17 protein-coding genes are annotated in these 21524 nt (G+C 73.1%); 10 read left to right on the top strand and 7 right to left on the bottom strand.

What is annotated here, in order from left to right; translation table 11 throughout:
• Positions 1-3 precede the first annotated feature (3 nt).
• Together ACBJ32_RS13860 and ACBJ32_RS13855 are read left to right on the top strand one after the other, a co-directional pair.
• On the top strand, positions 4-1713 hold the full coding sequence (locus ACBJ32_RS13860; RefSeq protein WP_375127046.1) for a hypothetical protein: 1710 nt from the start codon (positions 4-6) through the stop codon (positions 1711-1713).
• Positions 1710-3212 carry an FAD-dependent oxidoreductase gene (locus ACBJ32_RS13855; RefSeq protein ID WP_375127045.1) on the top strand — a complete coding sequence of 501 codons (1503 nt, stop codon included), beginning with the start codon at positions 1710-1712 and terminating at the stop codon, positions 3210-3212. Before ACBJ32_RS13860 ends, ACBJ32_RS13855 begins: the two co-directional genes overlap by 4 nt.
• 22 nt (positions 3213-3234) lie before the next feature.
• Here the strand turns inward: ACBJ32_RS13855 and ACBJ32_RS13850 are convergent, their stop codons facing one another.
• Positions 3235-4809, bottom strand: coding sequence for a beta-N-acetylglucosaminidase domain-containing protein (locus ACBJ32_RS13850; RefSeq protein ID WP_375127044.1), 1575 nt, complete (start codon positions 4807-4809; stop codon positions 3235-3237).
• A gap of 92 nt (positions 4810-4901) precedes the next feature.
• Between ACBJ32_RS13850 and ACBJ32_RS13845 the strand changes: the two genes are divergently transcribed.
• The 6 genes from ACBJ32_RS13845 to ACBJ32_RS13820 all read left to right on the top strand — a co-directional run bounded on the left by ACBJ32_RS13845 (position 4902) and on the right by ACBJ32_RS13820 (position 14100).
• Positions 4902-6749: an MBL fold metallo-hydrolase gene (locus ACBJ32_RS13845; RefSeq protein ID WP_375127043.1), complete on the top strand. Its 1848-nt coding sequence runs from the start codon at positions 4902-4904 to the stop codon at positions 6747-6749.
• Positions 6746-7789 (top strand): LacI family DNA-binding transcriptional regulator, encoded by a 1044-nt coding sequence (locus ACBJ32_RS13840; RefSeq protein ID WP_375127042.1) that lies wholly within the window; start codon positions 6746-6748, stop codon positions 7787-7789. The genes ACBJ32_RS13845 and ACBJ32_RS13840 overlap by 4 nt, the downstream gene beginning before the upstream one ends.
• Positions 7790-7896: 107 nt before the next feature.
• Positions 7897-8862, top strand: a complete 966-nt coding sequence (locus ACBJ32_RS13835) for an ROK family protein (protein WP_357869423.1) — start codon at positions 7897-7899, stop codon at positions 8860-8862.
• A gap of 44 nt (positions 8863-8906) precedes the next feature.
• Positions 8907-9500, top strand: coding sequence for an SIS domain-containing protein (locus ACBJ32_RS13830; RefSeq protein WP_375127041.1), 594 nt, complete (start codon positions 8907-8909; stop codon positions 9498-9500).
• Positions 9485-12064, top strand: coding sequence for an alpha-mannosidase (locus tag ACBJ32_RS13825; protein ID WP_375127040.1), 2580 nt, complete (start codon positions 9485-9487; stop codon positions 12062-12064). Before ACBJ32_RS13830 ends, ACBJ32_RS13825 begins: the two co-directional genes overlap by 16 nt.
• On the top strand, positions 12061-14100 hold the full coding sequence (locus ACBJ32_RS13820; RefSeq protein ID WP_375127039.1) for a hypothetical protein: 2040 nt from the start codon (positions 12061-12063) through the stop codon (positions 14098-14100). Before ACBJ32_RS13825 ends, ACBJ32_RS13820 begins: the two co-directional genes overlap by 4 nt.
• Here the strand turns inward: ACBJ32_RS13820 and ACBJ32_RS13815 are convergent.
• A complete protein-coding gene (locus ACBJ32_RS13815; protein ID WP_375127038.1) occupies positions 14069-14683 on the bottom strand; it encodes a TetR/AcrR family transcriptional regulator in 615 nt (204 codons plus the stop codon). The two genes, ACBJ32_RS13820 and ACBJ32_RS13815, sit on opposite strands and share 32 nt — an antisense overlap.
• Positions 14684-14705: 22 nt before the next feature.
• Here ACBJ32_RS13815 and ACBJ32_RS13810 point away from each other — a divergent pair, with 22 nt between their 5' ends.
• The gene (locus tag ACBJ32_RS13810) at positions 14706-15644 is read left to right on the top strand and encodes an NAD-dependent epimerase/dehydratase family protein (RefSeq protein WP_375127037.1); all 939 of its coding nucleotides are present in this window, start codon (positions 14706-14708) and stop codon (positions 15642-15644) included.
• On the opposite strand, the gene ACBJ32_RS13805 is transcribed toward ACBJ32_RS13810, so the two are convergent.
• On the bottom strand, positions 15622-16848 hold the full coding sequence (locus ACBJ32_RS13805) for an erythromycin esterase family protein (RefSeq protein WP_375127036.1): 1227 nt from the start codon (positions 16846-16848) through the stop codon (positions 15622-15624). The genes ACBJ32_RS13810 and ACBJ32_RS13805 overlap by 23 nt on opposite strands.
• Before the next feature lie 121 nt (positions 16849-16969).
• Between ACBJ32_RS13805 and ACBJ32_RS13800 the strand changes: the two genes are divergently transcribed.
• Positions 16970-17674: a TioE family transcriptional regulator gene (locus tag ACBJ32_RS13800; protein ID WP_375127752.1), complete on the top strand. Its 705-nt coding sequence runs from the start codon at positions 16970-16972 to the stop codon at positions 17672-17674.
• Between the two features lie 72 nt (positions 17675-17746).
• Here the strand turns inward: ACBJ32_RS13800 and ACBJ32_RS13795 are convergent, their stop codons facing one another.
• From ACBJ32_RS13795 to ACBJ32_RS13780, 4 genes are read right to left on the bottom strand one after another with little or no spacing between them, the layout of a single operon-like run.
• Entirely contained in the window at positions 17747-18334 is a 588-nt protein-coding gene (locus ACBJ32_RS13795) for an ATP/GTP-binding protein (RefSeq protein ID WP_080036634.1), read from the bottom strand.
• Entirely contained in the window at positions 18315-18692 is a 378-nt protein-coding gene (locus tag ACBJ32_RS13790) for a DUF742 domain-containing protein (protein ID WP_375127035.1), read from the bottom strand. The genes ACBJ32_RS13795 and ACBJ32_RS13790 overlap by 20 nt, the downstream gene beginning before the upstream one ends.
• The gene (locus ACBJ32_RS13785; protein WP_375127034.1) at positions 18689-19108 is read right to left on the bottom strand and encodes a roadblock/LC7 domain-containing protein; all 420 of its coding nucleotides are present in this window, start codon (positions 19106-19108) and stop codon (positions 18689-18691) included. The genes ACBJ32_RS13790 and ACBJ32_RS13785 overlap by 4 nt, the downstream gene beginning before the upstream one ends.
• Positions 19105-21402, bottom strand: a complete 2298-nt coding sequence (locus ACBJ32_RS13780) for a nitrate- and nitrite sensing domain-containing protein (protein ID WP_375127751.1) — start codon at positions 21400-21402, stop codon at positions 19105-19107. The genes ACBJ32_RS13785 and ACBJ32_RS13780 overlap by 4 nt, the downstream gene beginning before the upstream one ends.
• Between the last annotated feature and the right edge of the window lie 122 nt (positions 21403-21524).

Here is a 21524-nt window from a genome sequence, read left to right as displayed (position 1 = left end):
CCCATGCGGATCACCACCACTGACACGGCCTACCACCTGGACAGCGGTCACTACCATCTGACCGTCTCGCGGACCGACCCCAGCGCCGAGCTGGTGGGCTGGATGACGCTCAACCTGCTGGCCTCGGTGAACACCAGGGGCGGGCGCGACGAGACGTACGAGACGCTGCCCCCCGTGCTCGTCGAGCGCGAGGGCGTGGCCATCTTCGACTTTCCCCAGCGCACCACCGAGTGGGACGCCAAGACCGTCCGGCTGACCTGCACCCCCGAGACGATCGAGCTGGAGGTGCGGGTCGAGGGTGACGGCGTGCTCGGCGACGTGACGCTGATGGGCGGCAGGGCCGTGCTCAACACCCGCGCCGCCGGCACGTTCCGGTCGGGCATCCACGCGCGCGGCGTCTTCAGCCCCACACCCGCGCACCCCGTGGGCGCGGTGCGGCCGGTGTCCGCGCCGGTCGCGCTGACCGTCGTCGGCGACGCCTCACCCGGCCGGCTGCACGCCGTCTTCTCCCCGCCGCCCCTGGTGCTGGCCTTCTGCAAGGACGAGCCGGACGGCGCCACCGCCGTACCGGCCGGCGACTGGCTGGGCGCGTCGGTCCGCGCCGGGATCGCCGATCTGACCTTCACCGAGCTGACGTACGAGCCGCTGGACGGCGGCGCGCTGCTGCGCTTCGACTACGAGTGCCACACCGAGGTGCGCGGCTCGTGGACCTCGCCCGCCGTGGTGTTCCGCGCCGCGTCCTCGCCCTGGGAGGCGATCACCCAGCACCGCGCCGACCTCGTCGGGCACGGCCTGGCCCCGTCGGGCGTGCCCGAGCGGGCCGGCTGGTGGAGCCGGCCGATCTTCTGCGGCTGGGGCGCGCAGTGCGCCAGGGCCGACGGCGTCTCCCCGGTGGAGCTGTCGCGGCGTGACCTGTACGACGAGTGGCTGGCCAGGCTGGAGGAGCACGGCATCGTGCCCGGCACCGTCGTCATCGACGACCGGTGGCAGCTCACGTACGGCGACTGCGAGCCCGACGAGGCCAAGTGGCCGGCGCTGCGCGAGTGGATCGCCGACCGGCACGCCCGCGGCCAGCGCGTGCTGCTGTGGTGGCGCGCCTGGTCGGCCGACGGGCTGCCGACGGAGGAGTGCGTGACGGACGCGGGCGGCCGTCCCGTGGCCGCCGACCCGTCGAACCCCGCCTACCGGCTGCGGATCCGGGCCATCATGGAGCGGCTCCTCGGCGACCTCGGCGCCGACGGCTTCAAGATCGACTTCACGCAGTGGTTCCCCAGCGGCTCGCACCTGAAGGCGTACGGCTCCACCTGGGGGATCGCCCTCCTGCACGAGCTGCTCGCCACCATGTACGACGCCGCCAAGCAGGTCAGACCCGACGCCCTCATGATCACCCACACCCCGCACCCGGCCTTCGCCGACGTCACCGACATGATCAGGCTCAACGACGTGCTCGAGTACGACGCCCGCGGCGACCTCGTGCCCGCCGTGGACCAGCTCCGCTACCGGCACGCGGTGGCCACGCACGCCATGCCGCACCACCTGATCGACACCGACCAGTGGCCGATGCCGAGCCGGGCCGACTGGCTCGCCTACGCGCGGGCCCAGCCCGAGCTCGGCGTGCCCGCCCTGTACTACGTCGAGTCCATCGACAACACCCGCGAGCCGATCACCGGCGCGGACCTCGACCAGGTGGCGGCGTGGTGGGGGCTGCGATGAGGCAGGCCGAGGTGGTCGTGTACGGCGCGACCTCGGCAGGCGTGTGCGCCGCCGTGGCCGCCGCCCGGCGCGGCCTGGACACCGTGCTGCTCGAACCCGGCCGGCACGTCGGCGGCATGACCTCGGGCGGGCTCGGTTACACCGACGTCGGCGACGCCCGCGTGCTCGGCGGCATGGCCGCCGAGTTCCGCCAGGCGGTCGCAAGCGCCTACGGGGTCGCGCCCGGGCACTACGCCGGGCCCGAGCCGCACGTCGCCGAGGAGATCTTCCTGTCCTGGCTGGAGCGGGCCGGCGTGGAGGTGGTGTTCGACGCGCCGCTGCGCGCGGTGGTCACCTCCGGGGAGCGGATCGTCTCGGTGGCGGATCACGCGGCCGGGGTGTTCGTGGACGCCAGCTACGAGGGCGACCTGCTGGCCGCCGCGGGGGTGTCGTACCGCGTCGGACGCGAGGACCGCTCGCTGCACGGTGAGACCTTCGCCGGGCGGCGCGAGGTGGTGCCCGGCATGCACAACTTCCCGCCCTGGATCTCGCCGTTCCGCGCCGACGGCACGCTGCTGCCGCAGGTCGCCGACGGGCCGATGGCCGAGGTGGGCGCGGGCGACGGCGGCGTCATGTCGTACGGCTACCGCGTCTGCATGACCACCGCGCCCGGCCGGATCCCGTTCGAGCGGCGGCCCGGCTACGACGAGGAGCACTGGGAGCTGGGGCGGCGGCTCTTCCGCCACTGGCGCGAGCAGGGCGTCGAGCCCCGCGCGGGACGCCTGGTCGGCCTGGAGCCGAACCTGCCCCGGCGCAAGTGCGACGGCAACTCGCTCGGGCCGTTCTCGCTCAGCGTGCTCGACCGCTCGGCCTGGGCCTACCCCGACGCGGACGCCGCCGGGCGCGAGCGCATCCGCCTGCACCACCTCCACCACGCCCAGGACCTGCTGTACTTCCTCTCCCACGACCCCGAGGTGCCCGCCGCCGTGCGGGCCGAGCTGTCGCGGTGGGGACTGCCGGCCGACGAGTTCGCCGACACCGGGCACCTGCCGCACCAGCTCTACGTGCGCGAGGCGCGGCGGATGCTGGGGGAGACGCACCTGACCGAGCACGACCTCCTCCAGGGACGGCCGCAGCCGGACGTGATCGCGATGGGGTCCTACCACCTGGACATCCGTGAGGTGCAGCGGACCTGGCGGGAGGTGTACGAGCATCCCGACCCGGTGCCCATGGTGGTGACCGAGGGGTACCTGTCGGTGGGGGTGGCGCCGTACCAGATCCCGTACGGGGCGATCGTGCCGCGGCGGGAGGAGTGCGCGAACCTGGTCGTGCCGGTGTGCGTGTCGGCCTCGCACGTGGCGTTCTCCTCCATCCGGATGGAGGTGCAGTACCAGATGCTCGGGCACGCCGCCGGGCTGGCCGCCGCCCAGGCCGCGGGGAGCGGGAAGGCGGTGCAGGACGTGGACGTGACGGCGCTGCAGGAGGAGCTGCGGGCGGCCGGTCAGGTGCTGTCGCTCTGACCGGCGCCCGCGCTCGGGGTTCTCAGGCGGTGACGCGTTCGAGCACCTGGCGGGCGAACGGCGGGATGACCTTGCGCAGCACGTTCGCCTCGTGCGTCTCGGCGCGGGCCAGCGCCTCCTCGGCCGCCGCCAGCGTGCCCGCACCCGTCAGCAGGTCGAGCGCGGCCAGCCCGGCCGTGCCCATGTCCCTGGCCGCCGACACCCACCGGGCCAACTCCCTGGCGATCGGCCCCGGCACGCCGGTCGGCAGCTCCGCCAGCCGGGCCAGCTCGGTTCGCAGCAGCTCGTAGGGCCCGCCCTCCAGCGCGGCCGCGCACAGGGCGGTCAGCGCCGGGCTCTGGTCGTCGCCGGGCGGCCACGCCGAGCACGCCTCCACCAGCGGCAGCAGCTCCGCGGCCCCCGGCAGCAGCCGGATCGCGCGCCGGTGCGAGCGCGCCGGGTCGTAGGCCGCCAGGTGCCAGGCGTAGTCGGCCACCGTCGTCAGCGCGATCCGCGAGGCCGCCGCCTCCACCATCGGGTTGGCGGTGATGCCCTCCAGCGGCACCTCGTCCAGGTCCGTGGCCCGCCCGACCAGCGGCCCCAGGAAGACCCTGGAGAAGTCGAAGTCGTTGACCGGGAAGTTGTCCCACAGCGCCACCCGGTGGCCGTAGGAGGCCGCCGCGGCCGTCATGTCGTAGGCCGAGATCGCGCCCACCACCACGTCGGAACCGGTCCACCAGACCAGCACGTCGGCGGGCAGCTCGGCCGCCAGCCGGTCGCGGTAGGCCGTGCGGGCGGTGCCCGCGTAGTCGGTGGGCACCATGGTCAGCGGCCGGTCCGCGCCGTGGGGCGCGAGGAAGTGCTCGGCGAAGTCGCGGCAGACCGCCGCGTGGGCGCTCGCGCTCGCCCCCTCCGCCGTGCCGTACGCCTCCCGGTCGGGCAGGTGGCTCAGCTCGGGCGGGATGTCGTCGAAGAGCAGCGCGTACTCCCTGACGCCCGCCTGCCACACCTGCTCGGCCTTGGCGCGCAGCGCCGCCCGCTCGGCCGGGTCGCTGTAGACCATCGACAGGCCGGGGCTGAGCGCGAACACGAACCGCACGTGCCGCGCCGCCGCCTCCGCCACCAGCTCGGCCAGCCGCGCCAGCTCCTCCTCCGGGTACGGCTCCCGCCACCGCTCCCGGTGGAACGGGTCGTCCTTGGGGGCGTACACGTAGGCGTTGAGCTTGTGCCTGGCGGAGAAGCGCAGGTGGTCCAGGCGGTCGGCGTGGGTCCACGGGGTGCCGTAGAAGCCCTCGATCGTGCCCCGGAGCGGCAGGTCGGGCCAGTCGCGGACGTCCGACTCCGGCACGCACGCCGCGTGCTCGGAGCACGGTGCCGCGGCCAGCGCGACGAGGGTCTGCGCCCCGTAGAACGCCCCGGCGGGGTCGGCTCCCACGATCGTCACCCGGCCGTCGCCGGCCGTCAGCGTGTACCCCTCCGGCGGCAGCCCGGCGCCGGCGTCGACCCGCACCTCGATCACCGCCGGGGCGTCCGGAGTGGACGGGAGTGCCCGGCGCAGCTCGCCGACGGCACTTCCGGCAGCCGCGTCGCCCTGGACTCCAGCGTCACGGAGCTCCACGTGCGAAACACCGAAAGTAGCCTTTTTCGGACAGGGAACAATCCACTCCAGGACATCCATTGTGGGAACGATACCGGATAGGATCTGGCCTCGTGGCCAAGGAAGTTACCGAAGTCGTGCCCGGGGTGCTCCGCGTCGAGGACACCTGCCACGTCTACGTCATCAAGGCTCCCGCCCTCCAGGGCGGGCAGCGCACCGGGATCGCCGTCGACTTCGGTTCCGGGCGGGTGCTCGACCTGCTCGACGAGCTCGGCCTCGACCGCATCACCGACGTGCTGGTCACCCACCACCACCGGGACCAGGTGCAGGGGCTGCACCGGGCGGTCGAGGCGGGTGTGGCCGTCCACGTGCCGCCCGTCGAGCGCGACCTGTTCGAGAAGGTCGGCGAGATGTGGGAGGGACGGCAGCTGCTCAACGACTACGACCTGCGCGACGACCGCTTCTCGCTGCTGGAGCCGGTCGCGGTGACGGGCGTGGTGCCGGAGTATCGGACGGCCCGATACGGCGGGGTGGACGTGCGCGTCCTGCCCACCCCGGGGCACACCCCCGGCTCCGTCACCTACGTCCGGGGCGGCGTCGCCTTCACCGGCGACCTGATCTACGCCCCCGGCAAGGTGTGGTCGCTGGCCGCCACCCAGTGGTCGTACACCGAGAACGAGGGCCCCGCCATGGTCGTGCTCAGCTCTGAGCTGCTCCAGCGGGAGGAGCTCGACGTGCTGCTGCCCTCGCACGGCGAGCCGATGACCGACCCGAAGGACGCCCTGGCCCGCCTGTCGGCCGCCATGCAGCGTTACGTGGACTTCCGCCGCCCGCACCCCTGGGACGTGCGCGGCCTGCTGAACAACCCGTTCGTGCAGGTCACGCCGCACCTGCTGATGAACAGGAGCAGCCAGTCCTACAGCTACGTGCTGCTGTCGGAGTCGGGCGCGGCCATGGTGTTCGACTTCGGCTACGACATGTCCACGGGTCTGGTGAAGAGCACCGCCCGCGAGGCGCGCCGCCCCTGGCTGGCCTCCCTGCCCGCGCTGCGCGAGCACTACGGCGTCACCGATGTCGAGGTCGCCCTGCCCACCCACTACCACGACGACCACGTGGCCGGCATGCCGCTGCTGCGTGACGTCGAGGGCACCGCGATCTGGGCACCTTCCCACATCGCCCCCATCCTGGCCGCGCCGCTCCACCACGACCTGCCGTGCCAGTGGTTCGACCCGATCCCCGCCGACCGGGTGCTCGGGCTGGGGGAGACGGTGCGCTGGCGGGAGTACGACATCACGGTGCACGACCTGCCGGGGCACACGCTGTTCGCGGCGGCCTACGAGTTCGAGGTGGACGGGCACCGGGTGCTGGTGACCGGCGACCAGCAGGACGGGATGGGCATCCCGGACGAACGCCAGGAGATCCTGAATTTTCAGTACAAGAATAGGTTCCAGATCGAGGACTACCGCAAGAGCGCCGCGCTCTACCGGCGCCTGCGCCCCGATCTCATGGTCAGCGGCCACTGGCGGCCCCGCTGGGTGGACGACGACTACCTGCACATGATGACCGAACGAGGCGAGGAGCTGGTCGCGCTGCACCACGACCTGCTCCCGCTCGACCGGCTCGACCTCGGGGCTGACGGCGTGCTGTGCCGCCTGACGCCGTACTATACGAGCGTCCCCGCGGGCGGCGAGGTCGTGCTGACGGCCACCGTGCGCAACCCGTGGCCGGACAAGGTCGTGGCCACCGTCGAGCCGGTGGTGCCGCCCGGGTGGCGGCGCGAGCAGGGATCCCTGACGCTTAGGTTGCCCGGAGGGGGTATGGAGCAGGTGCATCTCCGTCTCGGCGCCGACGTCGTGCCGCGGCGCCGCGTTCGTCTCGCAGTCGATCTGACCATCGGCGATCTGCGTCTCGGGCAGCACGCCGAGGCGCTGGTCGACGTGGTCGCGGAAGGGATTCGATGACCGTAGAACGGCGCAGCGCCCCCCTCGGCCGTTCCCGCCGCCCCACGATCAAGGACGTGGCGGAGGCCGCCGGCGTCTCCCGCTCCACCGTCTCCAGGGCGCTGACCGGGCGCGGCTACGCCGCCAGCGACGTGCGCGAGCGGGTGCTGCGGGCCGCGGCCGAGCTGGGTTACGTGCCCGACGTCATGGCACGCACGCTCAAGCAGCAGGTCAGCCGGTCGGTCGGGGTCCTGGTGAGCGACCTGCGCAACCCGTTCTACGCCGAGCTGGCCGCCGGCGCCAGCAGGGAGGCCCGCGAGCGCGGCTACACCATGGTGCTGGCCGACACGAGCCTGTCGGCGCAGGCCGAGGCCGAGGCCGCGGAGGCGCTGGTCGCGCTCCGGGTGGCCGGGGTGGTCGTGACGCCCAACTCCTCCGCCGTGTCCACCTACCTCGCCTCCCACGGCATCCCGGTGGTCGAGGTCGACCGGCAGTTCGCGGCCGGCTCGACCGACGGCGTCGTGGTCGGCAACCGCGTCGGCGCCCGCACCGCCACCGCCCACCTCGTCGGGCTCGGCCACCGCAGGATCGCGCTGTTCATCGACGAGACCGACTGGACCACCGGGTACGAGCGCTACCAGGGCTACCTGGAGGCGCTGAACGCCGGTGACATCAAGGTCGATCCCGGCCTGGTCGTCTCCTCGGGCTGGGACGTGGCCGACTCGCGCCGCCGGGCGCTCGACATGCTGCGCGGCCCCGACCGTCCCACAGCCGTGTTCGCCGCCAACAACGTGCTCGCCGAAGGCGTCTGGCGGGCGATCGGCGAGCTGGGCCTGCGCGTGCCCGGCGACATCAGCCTCGTCGCCTTCGACGACGCGCCCTGGATGAGCATGGTCTCGCCCACGGTCAGCGCGGTCTCGCAGGACACCTTCAACCTGGGCGCGACCGCCGTACGCAGGCTCGGCGAGCGCATCGAGCGCCCCGAGTCCGACTCGGTCACGACCGTGCTCAACGTGCGGCTCGTCGAGCGCGAATCCACCGCGCGGCCGCCCGCCGTCTGACATTTCTCCCACCCGGTGCGTTGACCCGCGGGGAAAGGTCGCCCTAGGATCCCGTGTGGGAACGATGTCACAGCCTCAACGCGGCAGTCGTTCCCGTCGGAGGCCCAATGGAGCACGATCTTCCCGCCGTCCTGTCCCTCGACATCGGCGGCACCAAACTCGCCGCGGGCGTGGTCACAGGCGATGGCCTGATCCACGGCTGGCAGGTCACCCCCACCCGCAGGGAGGAGGGGCCGCGACCCGTCCTGACCAGGCTGTTCGACCTCGGAAGGAAGGCGGTCGCGGAGGCCGGCGTGCCCGAGGTGGCCGCCGTCGGCATCTCCTGCGGCGGCCCGCTGGACACCACGACCGGCGTCCTGGAGTGCCCGCCGCACCTGCCGGGATGGATCGACGTCCCGATCGTCTCGCTGGCCACGGAGGCGTTCGGCGTCCCCGCCGCCCTTGAGAACGATGCCACGGCCGCCGCGCTGGGCGAATTCCGGTACGGCGCGGGCCGCGGCACCAGCACCATGCTCTACCTCACGATCTCCACGGGGGTCGGCGGCGGCTCCGTCATCGCCGGGCGCCTGCACCGTGGCGCGGCCGGCAACGGCGGCGAGCTCGGGCACGTCATGGTGCGTCCGGGCGGGCGGAAGTGCTCGTGCGGGCGGCGGGGCTGCCTGGAGGCGTACGCGTCCGGCACCTCCATCGCCGAGCGCGCCCGCGAGGCCCTGGCCGCCGGCCGCCCCTCGTCGCTGTCCGCCCTCGCGCTCCCCACGGCGCAGGACGTCTCGCGCGCCGCCGAGGCGGGCGACCCGCTCGCGGTCGAGGTGTGGGACGAGACCACATGGGCCCTGGGCACCGCGCTCACCGACCTGGTGAACGCGTTCGAGCCGGAGCTCGTCGTCCTCGGCGGCGGCGTCACCCGATCGGGCGCCAGGCTCCTCGACCCCGTCGCCGCGGCCGTCGCCAGGGACGCCATGCCGCCCGCCGCCCGCGCCGCCCGCTTCGAGCTGGCCGAGCTCGGCGACGGCGTCTGCGTGGTCGGCGCCGGCGCCGTCGCCCACGACCTCATCACCGGCGCCAAGTCCTGACCTCGCCTCAAGAGCCGAGTCCGACCTCGCCTCAGGAAAGACCCATGCCTGATCTTCCCCCGATGCCCCCGATCCCCGGCGTCCTCGCCGAGCACCTGGCGGGCCACCTGGCCGCCGCGCGCGGCATGACGGCGCTCCTGCCCGACGTCGAGCAGGTCGCGGACCTGCTCATCGACACCTTCACCCGCGGCGGCACCCTCTACACGATGGGCAACGGCGGCAGCGCCGCCGACGCCCAGCACCTCACCGGCGAGCTGATCGGCCACTACAAGCGCGACCGCCGCCCGCTGCCCACGGTCACGCTGACCACCGATGCGACCGTTATGACGTGCATAGCCAACGACTACGCCTATGATGACGTCTTCGCCCGCCAGGTCCGGGCGCTGGCCCGCCCGGGCGACGTCGTGGCCGCGTTCACCACGAGCGGCAACTCGCCCAACGTGGTCAGCGCGCTCGAGGCCGCACAGACCAACGGCGCGGTGACGGTGCTGTTCGGCGGTGGCGACGGCGGCGCCGCCGCCAAGCACGCCGACCACATCCTCCTCGCCCCCAGCTCAGAGACCCCGCGCATCCAGGAGATCCACACACTGATGCTGCACATGATCAGCGAGAAGGTCGACGCATGGGCGGCCGCGTGACCCGGCGAGTGGCGCCCATGTCGAACGCGCCCTCCGGCAGCCAGCCGCGCGACCTTCCCAGAGCCCCCAGGCCCGCGGCGTCCCCCGCCCGCACCCTGCACATGATCGGGAACGCGCACCTCGACCCGGTGTGGCTGTGGCCGTGGCAGGAGGGGTACCAGGAGGCGCGGGCCACGTTCTGGTCGGCGATCCACCGCATGGACGAGTACCCGGACTTCGTCTTCACCTGCGACCAGGTCGTGCTGCTGTCGTGGGTGGAGGAGTCGGACCCCGAACTGTTCGCCAGGATCCGGGAGAAGGTGGCCGAGGGCCGCTGGGTCATGGCGGGCGGCTGGTGGGTGGAGCCCGACTGCAACATGCCGTCGGGCGAGTCGTTCGTCCGCCAGGGCCTGTACGGGCAGCGTTACCTGAAGGAGAAGTTCGGCGTCACGGCCTCGGTCGGCATGAACGTGGACCCGTTCGGCCACAACGCCATGCTGCCGGCCATCCTGCGCGGCCAGGGCATGGACTCCTACTGCTTCCTGCGCCCGGGGCCGCACGAGAGCGAGCTGCCCGGCACGATGTTCTGGTGGGAGGCGCCCGACGGCAGCCGCGTGCTGGCCTACCGCATCCCGTTCGAGTACTGCAGCCCGCCCGGCGAGGTGGCCGGGCAGACGGAGAAGGCGCTCGGCCAGCTCGACCGCTCGCTCGGCGACCTCATGATCTTCTACGGGGTGGGCAACCACGGCGGCGGCCCCACCAAGGCCAACATCGAGTCCATCCACCGCTACGACCGGATGGGCACGTTCGGGGAGCTGACGATGTCGTCCCCGCGCCGCTACTTCGACGAGATCGGCAAGCGGCTGGGCGAGCAGGGCCTGGCGGAGCTGCCCGTGTGGCGCGACGACCTGCAGCACCACGCGGCCGGCTGCTACTCCGCGCACTCCGGGATCAAGGCCTGGCAGCGCAGGGCGCAGGCGGCGGTGCTGTCGGCCGAGCGCTGGGCCGCCGTGGCCGGCCACGACGCCCGCGCCGACCTGGAGCGGGCGTGGAAGCAGGTGCTGTTCAACCAGTTCCACGACGTGCTGCCCGGCTCGGCCATCGAGCCCGCCTACGACGACGCCCGCGACCAGCTCGGCGAGGCCGTGGCGATCTCCAAGCGGATCATCGCCAGGGCGCACAACGTGATCGCCCGCGACATCGCCGTGCCCGAGGAGAGCGGCACCCAGCCGGTCGTGGTGTTCAACCCGCACCCGTGGCCGGTCACGACCCGGGTCGAGATGCAGTACGGCCTGGCCCCGAACGGCGTGCACGTCGTGGACGCCGACGGAGCCGACGTGCCCTGCCAGCGCACCCAGTCGGTCGCCACCACCGACGACAAGGGGCGCGGCGCCACCGTGTTCCAGGCCGAGCTGCCCGCGCTCGGTTACCGCCTCTACCGGCTGCGCCAGGGCCCCGGCGCCCACCCGGCCGGCACCCTGCTCGCTTCCGAGCACCACCTGGAGAACGACGTGCTCCGCCTGGAGCTCGACCCCGTCACCGGCTGGCTGTCCAGCCTGGTCGACAAGCGCACCGGCGTCGACCTGCTGGCCGGGGCCTCCGGCCCGCACACGCAGGTCTGCGAGGACCCCACCGACACCTGGGGACACCGGGTCGTCTCCTACGACTGGCCCGGCGAGGAGATGGTCACCACCGACATCGTCCTGCGCGAGCACGGCCCGCTGCGGGCCCGCCTCCGGGTCGAGCGCGAGTGGGGCCGCTCCACCATGGCCGAGGAGTTCATCCTGGGCGCGGGGGCCGACGACGCCGTCGAGGTGCGGGTCACGCTCGACTGGCGGGAGCAGGCGCACCTGATGAAGCTGCGCTTCCCCGTCGGGCTGGAGAGCCCCGTGGCCACGTACGAGATCCCCTTCGCCCACCTGAACAGGCCCATCGACGGAGCCGAGGAGCCGGCCCAGTCGTGGGTGGACCTGTCGGGCGCCGTGCACGGCGCGCGGGCCGGCCTGGCCGTGGTGAACAACGCCAAGCACGGCTACGACGTCTCCCCGCCGAGCCCCGGGCGCAGCCACAGCATCGGCATCACCGCCGTGCGCAGCCCGGTCTACTCCTGGCACGACCCCCGGCTGCTGGACCCGGACGGCTACTACTCCTTCCAGGACCAGGGGACGCAGCGGTTCTCGTACCTGCTGGTGCCGCACGCGGGCGACTGGCGGGTCGCCGGGCTCACCAGGCGGGCCGCGCTGCTCGGCTCCCCGGTGCGGGCGATGCTGGAGAGCTTCCACGACGGCCCGCTGCCCAGCGCGCGCGGCTACCTCGACGACGGGGACGGGCAGGTCATGGTCACGGCGGTGAAGCTGCACGAGGACGCCCCGCGCGACCTCGTGGTGCGCGCCGTCGAGAGCACCGGGCGGCCCGCGGTGGCGACGCTGAACATCCCCATGGCCGGGATCAGGCTCATCGCCGACTTCGGGCCGAGCGAGATCCGCACGTTCAGGATCCCGCTCGACGACCCGCTCTCCGCGATGGAGACCGACCTGGTCGAGCTGGGCGTCCGCAAGGGCGCGTTCACCGTGGAGGCCTGGTGATCGGCGGTGTCGGTGAGGTCGGTGAGGTGGGCGGCCCGGTCGCGGACCTGCCCAGGGCCGGCTCACCCGTGGTCGTCCCGGATCCCGACGGCGGCGAGGTGCTCGTCGAGCTGCTGGACGCGGCCGGGCCGTTCGGCGTGGAGTGGCGGTGGGGGGAGCGGCGCCCCACGGGCCGCCGCGAGCTGAGCCTGAACATCCGGTACGACGGCGCCGCGCCCGCCGCCGCGACCGTCCGCGTCAGCAGGTCGGTGACGGCCGCCGGCGATCCGTGGTGGCTGATCCCCGGCCTCTTCTACGGCGAGAACCGGCCCGCGGACTGCCAGCGCGTCTTCCCCCGCTTCGAGGCGGGCGCCGACCGCCCCGAGGAGATGGTCTCGGCCCGCTGGGGCTTCCGCGCCGACCGGGCCGCCACCCCCGCCGTCCTGGTCTGGGGCGACACCGGCGGCACCGCGCTGATCGCGGACGAGGAGTCGCCGCTCGGCCCGACCGGCCTGGCCATCGAGCACGAAGCAGGGCAGGCGACGATCGCGCTGCTGTTCCCGTACCGGGAGTTCCCGGTCACCTACTACGGCTCCGCGCTGGCGCTGCCCCCCCGGGCCGCCACGCACGTGTGGCAGCCGGGCGAGTCGCACGTCCTCACGCTCGCGACCGGCGCGCTGTCCCCGGACCGGCACGCGTACGCGCCGCTGCTGCGCGAGGACCGCGACCTGCGCCTGCCCGCCGCCCCCGTCGAGCCGTGGGAGGACGTCGCGGAGGCCGCCGACATCGCCGCCGAGGGCCTGTACCGCTGGCACTACGACCCCGACCCGGGCGTGCTGCTGGAGACGGTCGGGTTCGACAGGGAGGTGAGCGGCACCAACGGCGAGCGCGTGGACCGGCAGGCCATGCACGTCGGCTGGGTGAGCGGGATCCCGTGGGCGGCGGCGCTCCTGGAGCACGGGCTGCGGAGGGGACGGCCCGAGCACGTCGCCGCCGCCGAACGGGTCATCGACTTCATCTGCGCCGACCTGTCGCCGTCCGGCACGTTCTGGGGCACCTGGTACCGGAAGTCGGGCTGGTCGCAGAGCTGGAGCCACGTCAAGGACGCCCTGCACGCGCGCACCCTGGGGGAGGCGACCCTCTTCCTGCTGCGCGCGCTGCGCTCGCGCCCCAGCCCGGCCTGGGAGGCGGCCGCCCGCTCCAACCTGCGGGTGATGGCCGCCCGCCAGCGCCAGGACGGCAACCTCGGCACCCTGCACCACGCCGCCACCGGGGAGGTCCTGTCCTGGTCCGGCGCCTCCGGGCTGACCTGGGTGGCCGCGCTGGCCGAGTCCGGCGACCCCGATCACCTGCGGGCGGCCGAGCGCGCCGGGGAGTACTACGCCTCGTTCGTCGAGGACGAGTTCGTCTACGGCGCCCCCGAGGACGTGGACCTGGCCCCGACCTCGGAGGACGGGTACGCGGCCGTGATGGCGTACATGGCGCTGCACCGCCGCACCGGCGCCGCCCGCTGGCTCGACCTGGCCCGCCGCGCCGCCGACTGGACGCTCACCTTCCGCTACACCTACAACGTGCGCTTCGGCCCGCGCACCCCGCTCGGCCGCTACGGCTTCGCCACCCGCGGCGCCGACCAGGCCTCGCCGTCGAACCAGCACCTGCACGCGTACGGGCTGGTGTGCACGGCGGAGCTGATGGAGCTGTCGGAGGCGCTCGGGGACCCGTACTACGCGGAACGGGCGCAGGAGACGCTGGACTGCTTCCGCCAGCTCCTCCCAGCGGCCGACGGCGACCTCAACGCGTACCGGGGCATGATCACCGAGCGCTACTACCAGACGGACTGCTTCCAGCCCAAGGGCATGTACCTGACGCTGTCGCACGCCTGGAGCGCGGGGGTGCTGCTGCTGGCGTGCGAGCAGGTCCTCGCCCGCGGCGGTGCGAGGCCGGACGGGGCAGTGCCGGACGGGGTCGTGCCGGACGGGGTCGTGCCGGACGGGGCCGGGCCGGACGGGGCCGGGCCGGACGGGGTCAGGCCGGGCGGGGTGCCAGCCCGAGCGTAAGGGCGGCGTGCTGGACCCAGGCCGCCAGGAACCGCTCGGGATCGAGGTCGCCGGGGGTGTGGCCGATCATGATCTGGAGCAGCGGGTAGTACGTGAGGGAGGCCAGCAGCACGGCCGCGGTGGCCTCCGGATCGTCGGCCTCGACGTTGCCCAGCTCGCGCTGCGCCGCGATCCAGCTGGCGCCCTGGGCGTACACGCCGGACAGCACGCCCTGCCACATGCCCTCGAACAGCTCGGTGAACCCGTCGAACTCCCGCAGCATGATCCGGATCAGCTCCCGGTCCTCCTCGATCACCTGCCACACGGCCCGGGCCATCCGCTCCAGATCAGCTCGCGGATCGCCGGTCGCGCCGGTCGTCTCGCCGCCGCGTTCGGCGATCCGATCCAGGTTGCGCCGCACCGCGGCCTCCAGGAGCGCCTGCTTGGAGGGGAAGTGCTTGTAGAGCGCGCCCGAGCCGGTCGTCAGCCCGCAGGCGGCCTGGATGTCGGCCACGGAGGTGGCGGCGTAGCCGCGGGTGGAGAACAACCTGACGGCCTCGTCGATGAGGCGCTGCCGGGTCACGCCCGGTGTGGATCTCGCCATGGTAAGAGAGTACTCTCTCACTATGCGGGTCTTCATCACAGGCGGCACCGGCGCGATCGGCGGCCACGCCGTCCCGGCGCTGGTCGCGGCCGGTCACGAGGTCACCGCGCTGGCTCGCACCCCTGACAGGGCCGCCGCGCTCGAACGGCAGGGGGCCAGGCCCGCGCGGGTGTCGCTGTTCGACCGGGCCGGGCTGGCGGTGGCGTTCGAGGGGCACGACGCGGTGGTCAACCTGGCCACCGCGATCCCCTCGATGAGCCGCTTCATGAGCGCCGCGGCCATGCGCGCCAGCCATCGCGTACGCGCGGAGGGCTCCGCCGCCGTCGTGGCCGCCGCGCTCGACGCCGGGGTCGGCCGCGTCGTGCAGGAGTCGGTCTGCATGCTCTACCGCGACGGGGGCGACCGCTGGCTCGACGAGGACGCCCCGGTCGACCACTACCCGCTGACCCGGGGAAACTTCGCCGCCGAGTCCAGCGCCCGCCGCTTCGCCGAGTCCGGCGGGGGAGTGGCGGTGGTGCTGCGGCTCGGCTGGTTCCAGGGGCCGGGGGCCGAGCACAGCGAGCAGCTGTTCGCGCAGGCCCGCCGCCACGTCGGGATGATCCTCGGCCGTCCGGGCGGCTACGTCTCCTCCATCCACCTGGCCGACGCCGCCTCCGCCGTGGTGGCCGCGCTGGAGGCGCCCGCGGGCACGTACAACGTCGTGGACGACGAGCCGCTGACCAAGCGGGCGTACGCGGACGCGCTCGCCCGCGCCGCCGGGGCGGCCGCGTGGGTGCGCGGGCCGGGGCGGCTGGCGTACGTGTTCGGCGACCGGCTCACCTCGCTCACCCGCTCGCTCCGGGTCGGCAACGCCCGCTTCCGCGCGGCGACAGGGTGGGCCCCGCGCTATCCGAGCGCCCGCGAGGGGTGGCTCGCCACGGCCCGTGTCCTGCTGGGGGTCAGCGCTCGCGCACGTCCTTGACGAAGATGATCCCGTCGGTCTCGCCCAGGTGGGCCGGGTCGAGCGGGAAGTACCCGTGGTTGTCCGCCACGTCCGTGCGCTGGGCCGGCTCGGTCCCCGCCATGGCCGCCACCAGCAGGCGCGAGTCGACCACGTACCGTTCGCCGGGGAGCGTGGCCAGCACGCCCTCCACCGTGCCGGGATCAGGGACGCCGAGCCCCTGATGGCGGACGGTGCCGAGGGCCGAGGCCAGGAACGCGTACCCGGCGCCGAGGCGTGCGCCGGCGATGGCGCCCGCGCTCCACCACTCCAGCGCCATGTCCGCGAGCTGCCACCGGCTCTTCTCCCGCTGGAGGTGACGGTTGTGGGCGAAGACCAGCGCGGGGCCGTGCTGGGCGATGGCCTCCAGGTTGCCGGCCATCATCGCGTCGCGCAGCCCCAGCATCCGCCCGACGCGCGCCGGCGACGGCTCGGCCATGGCCGCGTGGTAGCGGAGCAGCCCCGTGGCGGTGCGCGCGTACAGGTGCGCCCGCTCCTGCTCCTCCCGCGAGGTCGCGCGGATCAGGTGCGGCGCGTGCACGGTGAGCAGCGGCACGAGGTCGTCGGCGAGCAGGCGCAGCTCGGCGACGTCGGGGGAGTTGCCCACCGACTGGGACGGGTCCATGGCGGCGGCCTCGTTCGTCCACCGCTCGTCGGGGCCCAGCAGCCGCTCCAGGGTGTCGCGGGAGCAGGGGAGGGGGACGCCGGCCGCCGCCAGGTGGTCGTGGAGGGCGACGAGCGCGTGGCGAGGGCTGGCCGCGCTCATCATCTCCAGGGGCGCGTCGAAGCCGAAGAAACGCAGCCGGTCCTCGGCGGGGCGGCCCTCGTTGTACGCGCGCATCCAGCGCAGGAGGTCGCGGGTCGCCTCCCGGTCCCAGAAGCCGTGGCTGAACCCGGTCCGCATGACGTCGTCCAGCGAGCCGGCGCCCGTCCGGACGTACTCGTCCACCACCAGGCCCGCCACGCAGTCGCTCTCGAGGGCGATCGCGCGGTAACCCTCCTGCTCGACCAGCTCGCGGAAGATCTCGTTGCGCAGCTCGTGGATCGGCCGCTCGTCGTGCAGGGCCTCGCCCAGCCCGAGCAGGCGGGGGCGGGCGGGCAGCGAGCGGACGAGCCGGGTGACGGCCGCGACGCCCTCGACGTCGAGGTCCCGGGCGGCGTCGCTGATCGAGGGGGCAGCACTCATGACACGGTCCTGTTCTGTCGGGGGACGTGCCTTCTACGGTATCGTTGAAGTGACTGTTGAGACTTTGACGCCGGTTCCGCCGCGGCACCGCTGCCGGACCCTCAACACGGTGAGGTACGTCATGCCCCGAGGGCGGCTGCGGCCGGTGGATCTGGCGCGCGAGCACGGCCTGTCCACCCAGGCGGTCCGCAACTACGAGGAGGCCGGGATCCTCCCGGCCGCCGCGCGTACCGAGCACGGCTACCGTACCTACACGGGCCGCCACGCCCAGGCGCTGCGCGCGTTCCTCGCCCTGGTGCCCGCGCACGGGCACGCGACCGCGACGGCGATCATGCGGGCGGCGAACGAGGGCGCCACCGAGGAGGCGCTGCGGCTGATCGACGAGAGCCACGCCCAGCTCCTCGAGGACCGGCGCACCCTCCAGGCGGTCGAGCAGGCGCTGCGCTCCCTGGTGCCGTCGCGCGAGCCGGAGCCCGCCGGCGGTGTCACCTTCATCGGGCCGCTCGCCAGGAAGCTGGGGATCCGCCCCGCGACGTTGCGCAAGTGGGAGCAGGCCGGGCTGGTCGTGCCGCGCCGCGACCCGGCGACCGGCTACCGCGTCTACAGCGCCTCCGACGTCCGGGACGCGCAGCTCGCGCACCAGCTCCGGCGGGGCGGCTACCTGCTGGAGCAGATCGCGCCACTGATCCGGCAGGTGCGTACGGCGGGCGGGCTCGCGCCCCTGGAAAGCGCGCTGCGCGACTGGCAGGCACGGTTGTCGGCCAGGGGGCGGGCGATGTTGCGGGGCGCGGCGGCGCTGGAGGCGTACCTGGACGGGCAGGCGTGACACCTCATGGCCGGCCCCCTGCCGGCAGCGCGGGGAGAGTGCGAGAGGGCTCGCGAGCCCTCTCGCCCGGGGTCAGCTACCTACCGGCTCCGCGCGCAGCCGGGCCGAGTGCTTGACCAGCGTGATCAGGACCTCCCGGCTGGAGTCCCGCTTGCGGGCGTCGCACATGATGATCGGGATCGACGGGTTGAGCTGCAGCGCCAGCCGCACCTCGTCGAGCTCGAACGTCGGCGCCCCCTCGAAGCAGTTGACCGCCACCACGAACGGCGTGCCGCGCCGCTCGAAGTAGTCGACCGAGGGGAAGCAGTCGGCCAGCCGCCGGGTGTCGGCGAGGATGACCGCGCCCAGCGATCCTTCCGCCAGCTCGTCCCACACGAACCAGAACCGCTCCTGCCCCGGCGTGCCGAACAGGTACAGGACGTAGTCGTTGCCGAGGGTGATCCGGCCGAAGTCCATCGCCACGGTGGTGGTGCGCTTGGCCTCCACCGAGGTCAGGTCGTCGACGCCGATGCCGCGGTCGGTCAGCACCTCTTCGGTGCGCAGCGGCCGGGTCTCGGAGACCGCGCCCACCATCGTCGTCTTGCCCGCGCCGAACCCGCCGGCGACCAGGATCTTGATCGCCGTCGGCAGGCGCGGACGCTCAGAGCGAGCGAAGACCATCGAGCACCGCCCTGTACATCTTCATGTCGTGCATGTCCACCTCGGATCGGGGTTCCTGGGCAGAGACGAGTTCGCGGTCGAACAGGTCGCCGAGCAGCACGCGGATGGTGCCGGCCGGTAGGTCCAGGTATGCGGCTATCTCGGCTACGGACTTGGGTTCACGGCAGAGCTGGAGTATGCGCAGGTGCTCGGGGTCCAGCCCGGCGTCGGGCCCCGGCGGCGGACCGATCGCCAGCGCCATGGAGATCAGGTCGAACCTGCCGTGGGCAGGCTGGGTACGGCCACGGGTCACGACATAGGGCCGGATGATCTCCGGATCCACCCAGTGCTCGTCCGTGGGCTCGTCCGCGCCTCTCACCGGTCGCTCCCGGCGATGGCCTGGGCGTTGCGCGCGCCGGAGGTGAGGTACTGGCCCACCCGCGCGACCATCATCGCCATCTCGTACGCCACCAGCCCGATGTCCGCGTTCTGCGCGCACAGGACGGCCAGGCAGGCGCGCTCGCCGGCCGCGGTGACGATGAGGAACTGGTTCTTCCACTCCACGACCGTCTGCCGTACCGCACCGGCGGAGATGTGGTCGGAGACGCCCTTGGCCAGGCTCTGCAGTCCGGAGGCGACGGCGGACAGGTGCTCGCCGTCGGTCCGCTGCAGCGCGGCCGAGGAGGCCATCAGCAGCCCGTCGGACGACAGCACGATCGCGTGCTCGGCCTCCTTGACCCGGTTGACCAGGTCGTCCATCAGCCAGTTGAGGTCGGTGCCCGCGGTGGGGGTCATGCGTCACCTCCTTGCTGTTCCTCCAGCATCTTGGCCGCCTGCGAGCGGCCGCGACGGGTTCCTGACTGCAGAGATCCCATCATCGCGCGGATCTCCTCCGGCGAGCGCTCGTCATCGTCCTCCTCAAAGTCGGGCTGCGTGGGCGTGTCGTCACGCAGCGCTGGCGCCAGGTTGGCCTGGGGCACCCGAAGGGGGAGCCCCCCTGGTGTGAACTCGGTCACAGACTGCTGCTCCGGTTCGGCTGGCGTTTCGGCTTGTGGTTCCGGGGCGGGCGCGGGTTCGGGCCTCGGCACGGCTTCCGGCCGGGGCCGAGGGGCGGGCGGGGGTGCGGGGGCCGGGACGGCGGTGGGCCGCGACGGGAGCGTGCGCACGTTCTCCGCCGTGGCGGGCCGGGTGGCGGTGGCCACGGCCGGCTGCCTGCGCGGCAGCCGCTCCCGCTCGCCGCCGCCGGGCGGCTCGGGCGTGGGGTCGAGCTGGACGAGCTCCTGCGGCAGCAGCACCACGACCGTCGTGCCGCCGTACGGGGACGCCTTGAGCACCACCTGGATGTCGTGGCGCTTGGCGAGCTGGCTGACCACGTAGAGCCCCAGCCGGGCGGTGCCGGTGATGCGGAACTCGGGCGGGTCCGCGATGCGTTCGTTGGCCGCCTCCAGGTCCTCGGGCTTCATGCCCAGGCCGCGGTCCTCGATCTCGATCACGTACCCGTTGGCCACGAGCTGGCCGCTGACCTGCACGTTCGTGTACGGGGGCGAGAACGACACGGCGTTCTCGATCAGTTCGGCGAGCAGGTGGATGACGTCACCGACGGCGCGGCCGACGAGCACCACCTCGCCCATGGGCATGAGCGAGACGCGCGTGTAGTCCTCGACCTCGGCCAGCGCGCCGCGGACCACGTCGACCATGGGCACCGAGCGCCGCCACGTACGCGCGGGGGAGGAGCCGGACAGGACGATGAGGTTCTCCGCGTTGCGCCGCATGCGGATGGCGAGGTGGTCGAGCCGGAAGAGCTCCTTCAGCTCCTCGGGGTCGGTCTCGCGGCGCTCCATCACGTCGAGCACGGTGAGCTGGCGGTGCACCAGGCCCTGCGTCCTGCGCGCGAGGCTGAGCAGGATGTCGCGGATGCTGCGGCGCAGCTCGGCCTGCTCGGCGGCGACGGCGATGGCGGTGCGCTGCACGGTGTTGAACGCCTGGCCCACCTGTCCGATCTCGTCGTCACCGAAGTCGAGCGCCGGGGCCTCCTTGGCGACGTCCACCTCCTCGCCGTGGCCGATGCGCTCGACGATGCCGGGCAGGCGCTCGTCGGACAGCTCGTGGGCGGCGTCGCGCAGCTTCTTGAGCTGGGCGAGGAGCTGTCTTGTCGTGGTGATCGACAGCACGATGGAGGCGACGACGGCGAGCAGGCCGAGGCCACCGGCGAGGACGAGCCGGACGATGACGCCGACGGCTCCGGGCACGGCCCGTTCGACCAGCCGGTCACCCCCGTCGGAGATGAACTTCTCCAGCGCGGCGCGGGCGGGCTCGGTGGCGGAGCGCCATTCCTGGGCGGTCACGGCAGGCGGGATCCCGGCGTCGGACTGGGCGATCCGCTGCTCCAGGATGTGCAGCTGCTGCACCGCACGGCTCTTCGCCCAGATCTGGTACGCGGCCGCGTCCGCGGGCCCGAGCTGGGCGGCGGCCTTGTCCAGGGAGATCCGGTAGAAGCCGGACAGCCGCACGAACTCGGTGTGCTCCGCCTGGGTGAACCCGCCCCTGGCCAGCGCGCCGGCGAAGAGCGCGTCCTCGCGGGCCAGGTACTCGCTGGACTGGCTGATCGTCAGCATGGTCCGCGCGTCCTTGGCGATCTCCTTGTCGTCCAGCGCGGCCACGCCGTCGAACATGCGATACAGGGAGTCGATGACGTCGTTGTAGGCGTCGGCGGTCTGGGGCTGGTCGAGCCGGCCGCTGTCGATGGTCTTCCGGGTCGCGCTGATCCCCTCGGTGATCTTGAGCGCCTCGTCGATGCGGCGGGTCAGGGTGGCGTCGGCGGCGAACCGCACGCTGGCACTGGTCGCGGACTCGACGAGCGTGCGATGCGCCGTGTCGGTCTTGGCTCGCTGATCGCGGAGCGACTTGTCGGGCAGCCGTCTCGGGCTGCCCAGAGCCTCCATCGTGATCCGGCGCTCGCGCTGGAGCTCCGCGAGGAGAACCTCGGCAGGCTGCACCGCGCCGCTGTCGACCGTGGTGGCACCCAGCAGGTTGACGCCCTCACGCAAGGTGACCCAGGCGGCGAAACCCCACAGCGCGACGAGCGACACCAGCAAGGCTGTCACCTTGGCCCGCACGCTTGAGTTACGCAAACGCATATTAACCGTCCAGGTCAGAGGGGGGCGTCAAGCCGAATGTCAAGACTTTAGTGGATATTTCTGCAAACGGCACC

This window comes from Nonomuraea sp. GTA35, from assembly GCF_041950525.1.
Taxonomy (GTDB): Bacteria; Actinomycetota; Actinomycetes; order Streptosporangiales; family Streptosporangiaceae; genus Nonomuraea.
The sequence above is the reverse complement of the archived record's forward strand: the minus strand, read 5'-3'. Positions and strand labels throughout refer to the sequence as shown.

Bases quoted from the DNA above. Each gene is read 5' to 3' on its own strand.
- ACBJ32_RS13825 (WP_375127040.1), top strand. From the start codon at position 9,485: ATGGGCGGCCGCGTGACCCGGCGAGTGGCGCCCATGTCGAACGCGCCC.
- ACBJ32_RS13840 (WP_375127042.1), top strand. From the start codon at position 6,746: ATGACCGTAGAACGGCGCAGCGCCCCCCTCGGCCGTTCCCGCCGCCCC.
- ACBJ32_RS13795 (WP_080036634.1), bottom strand. From the start codon at position 18,334: ATGGTCTTCGCTCGCTCTGAGCGTCCGCGCCTGCCGACGGCGATCAAG.
- ACBJ32_RS13860 (WP_375127046.1), top strand. From the start codon at position 4: ATGCGGATCACCACCACTGACACGGCCTACCACCTGGACAGCGGTCAC.
- ACBJ32_RS13810 (WP_375127037.1), top strand. From the start codon at position 14,706: ATGCGGGTCTTCATCACAGGCGGCACCGGCGCGATCGGCGGCCACGCC.
- ACBJ32_RS13855 (WP_375127045.1), top strand. From the start codon at position 1,710: ATGAGGCAGGCCGAGGTGGTCGTGTACGGCGCGACCTCGGCAGGCGTG.
- ACBJ32_RS13830 (WP_375127041.1), top strand. From the start codon at position 8,907: ATGCCTGATCTTCCCCCGATGCCCCCGATCCCCGGCGTCCTCGCCGAG.
- ACBJ32_RS13805 (WP_375127036.1), bottom strand. From the start codon at position 16,848: ATGAGTGCTGCCCCCTCGATCAGCGACGCCGCCCGGGACCTCGACGTC.
- ACBJ32_RS13800 (WP_375127752.1), top strand. From the start codon at position 16,970: ATGCCCCGAGGGCGGCTGCGGCCGGTGGATCTGGCGCGCGAGCACGGC.
- ACBJ32_RS13785 (WP_375127034.1), bottom strand. From the start codon at position 19,108: ATGACCCCCACCGCGGGCACCGACCTCAACTGGCTGATGGACGACCTG.
- ACBJ32_RS13815 (WP_375127038.1), bottom strand. From the start codon at position 14,683: ATGGCGAGATCCACACCGGGCGTGACCCGGCAGCGCCTCATCGACGAG.
- ACBJ32_RS13835 (WP_357869423.1), top strand. From the start codon at position 7,897: ATGGAGCACGATCTTCCCGCCGTCCTGTCCCTCGACATCGGCGGCACC.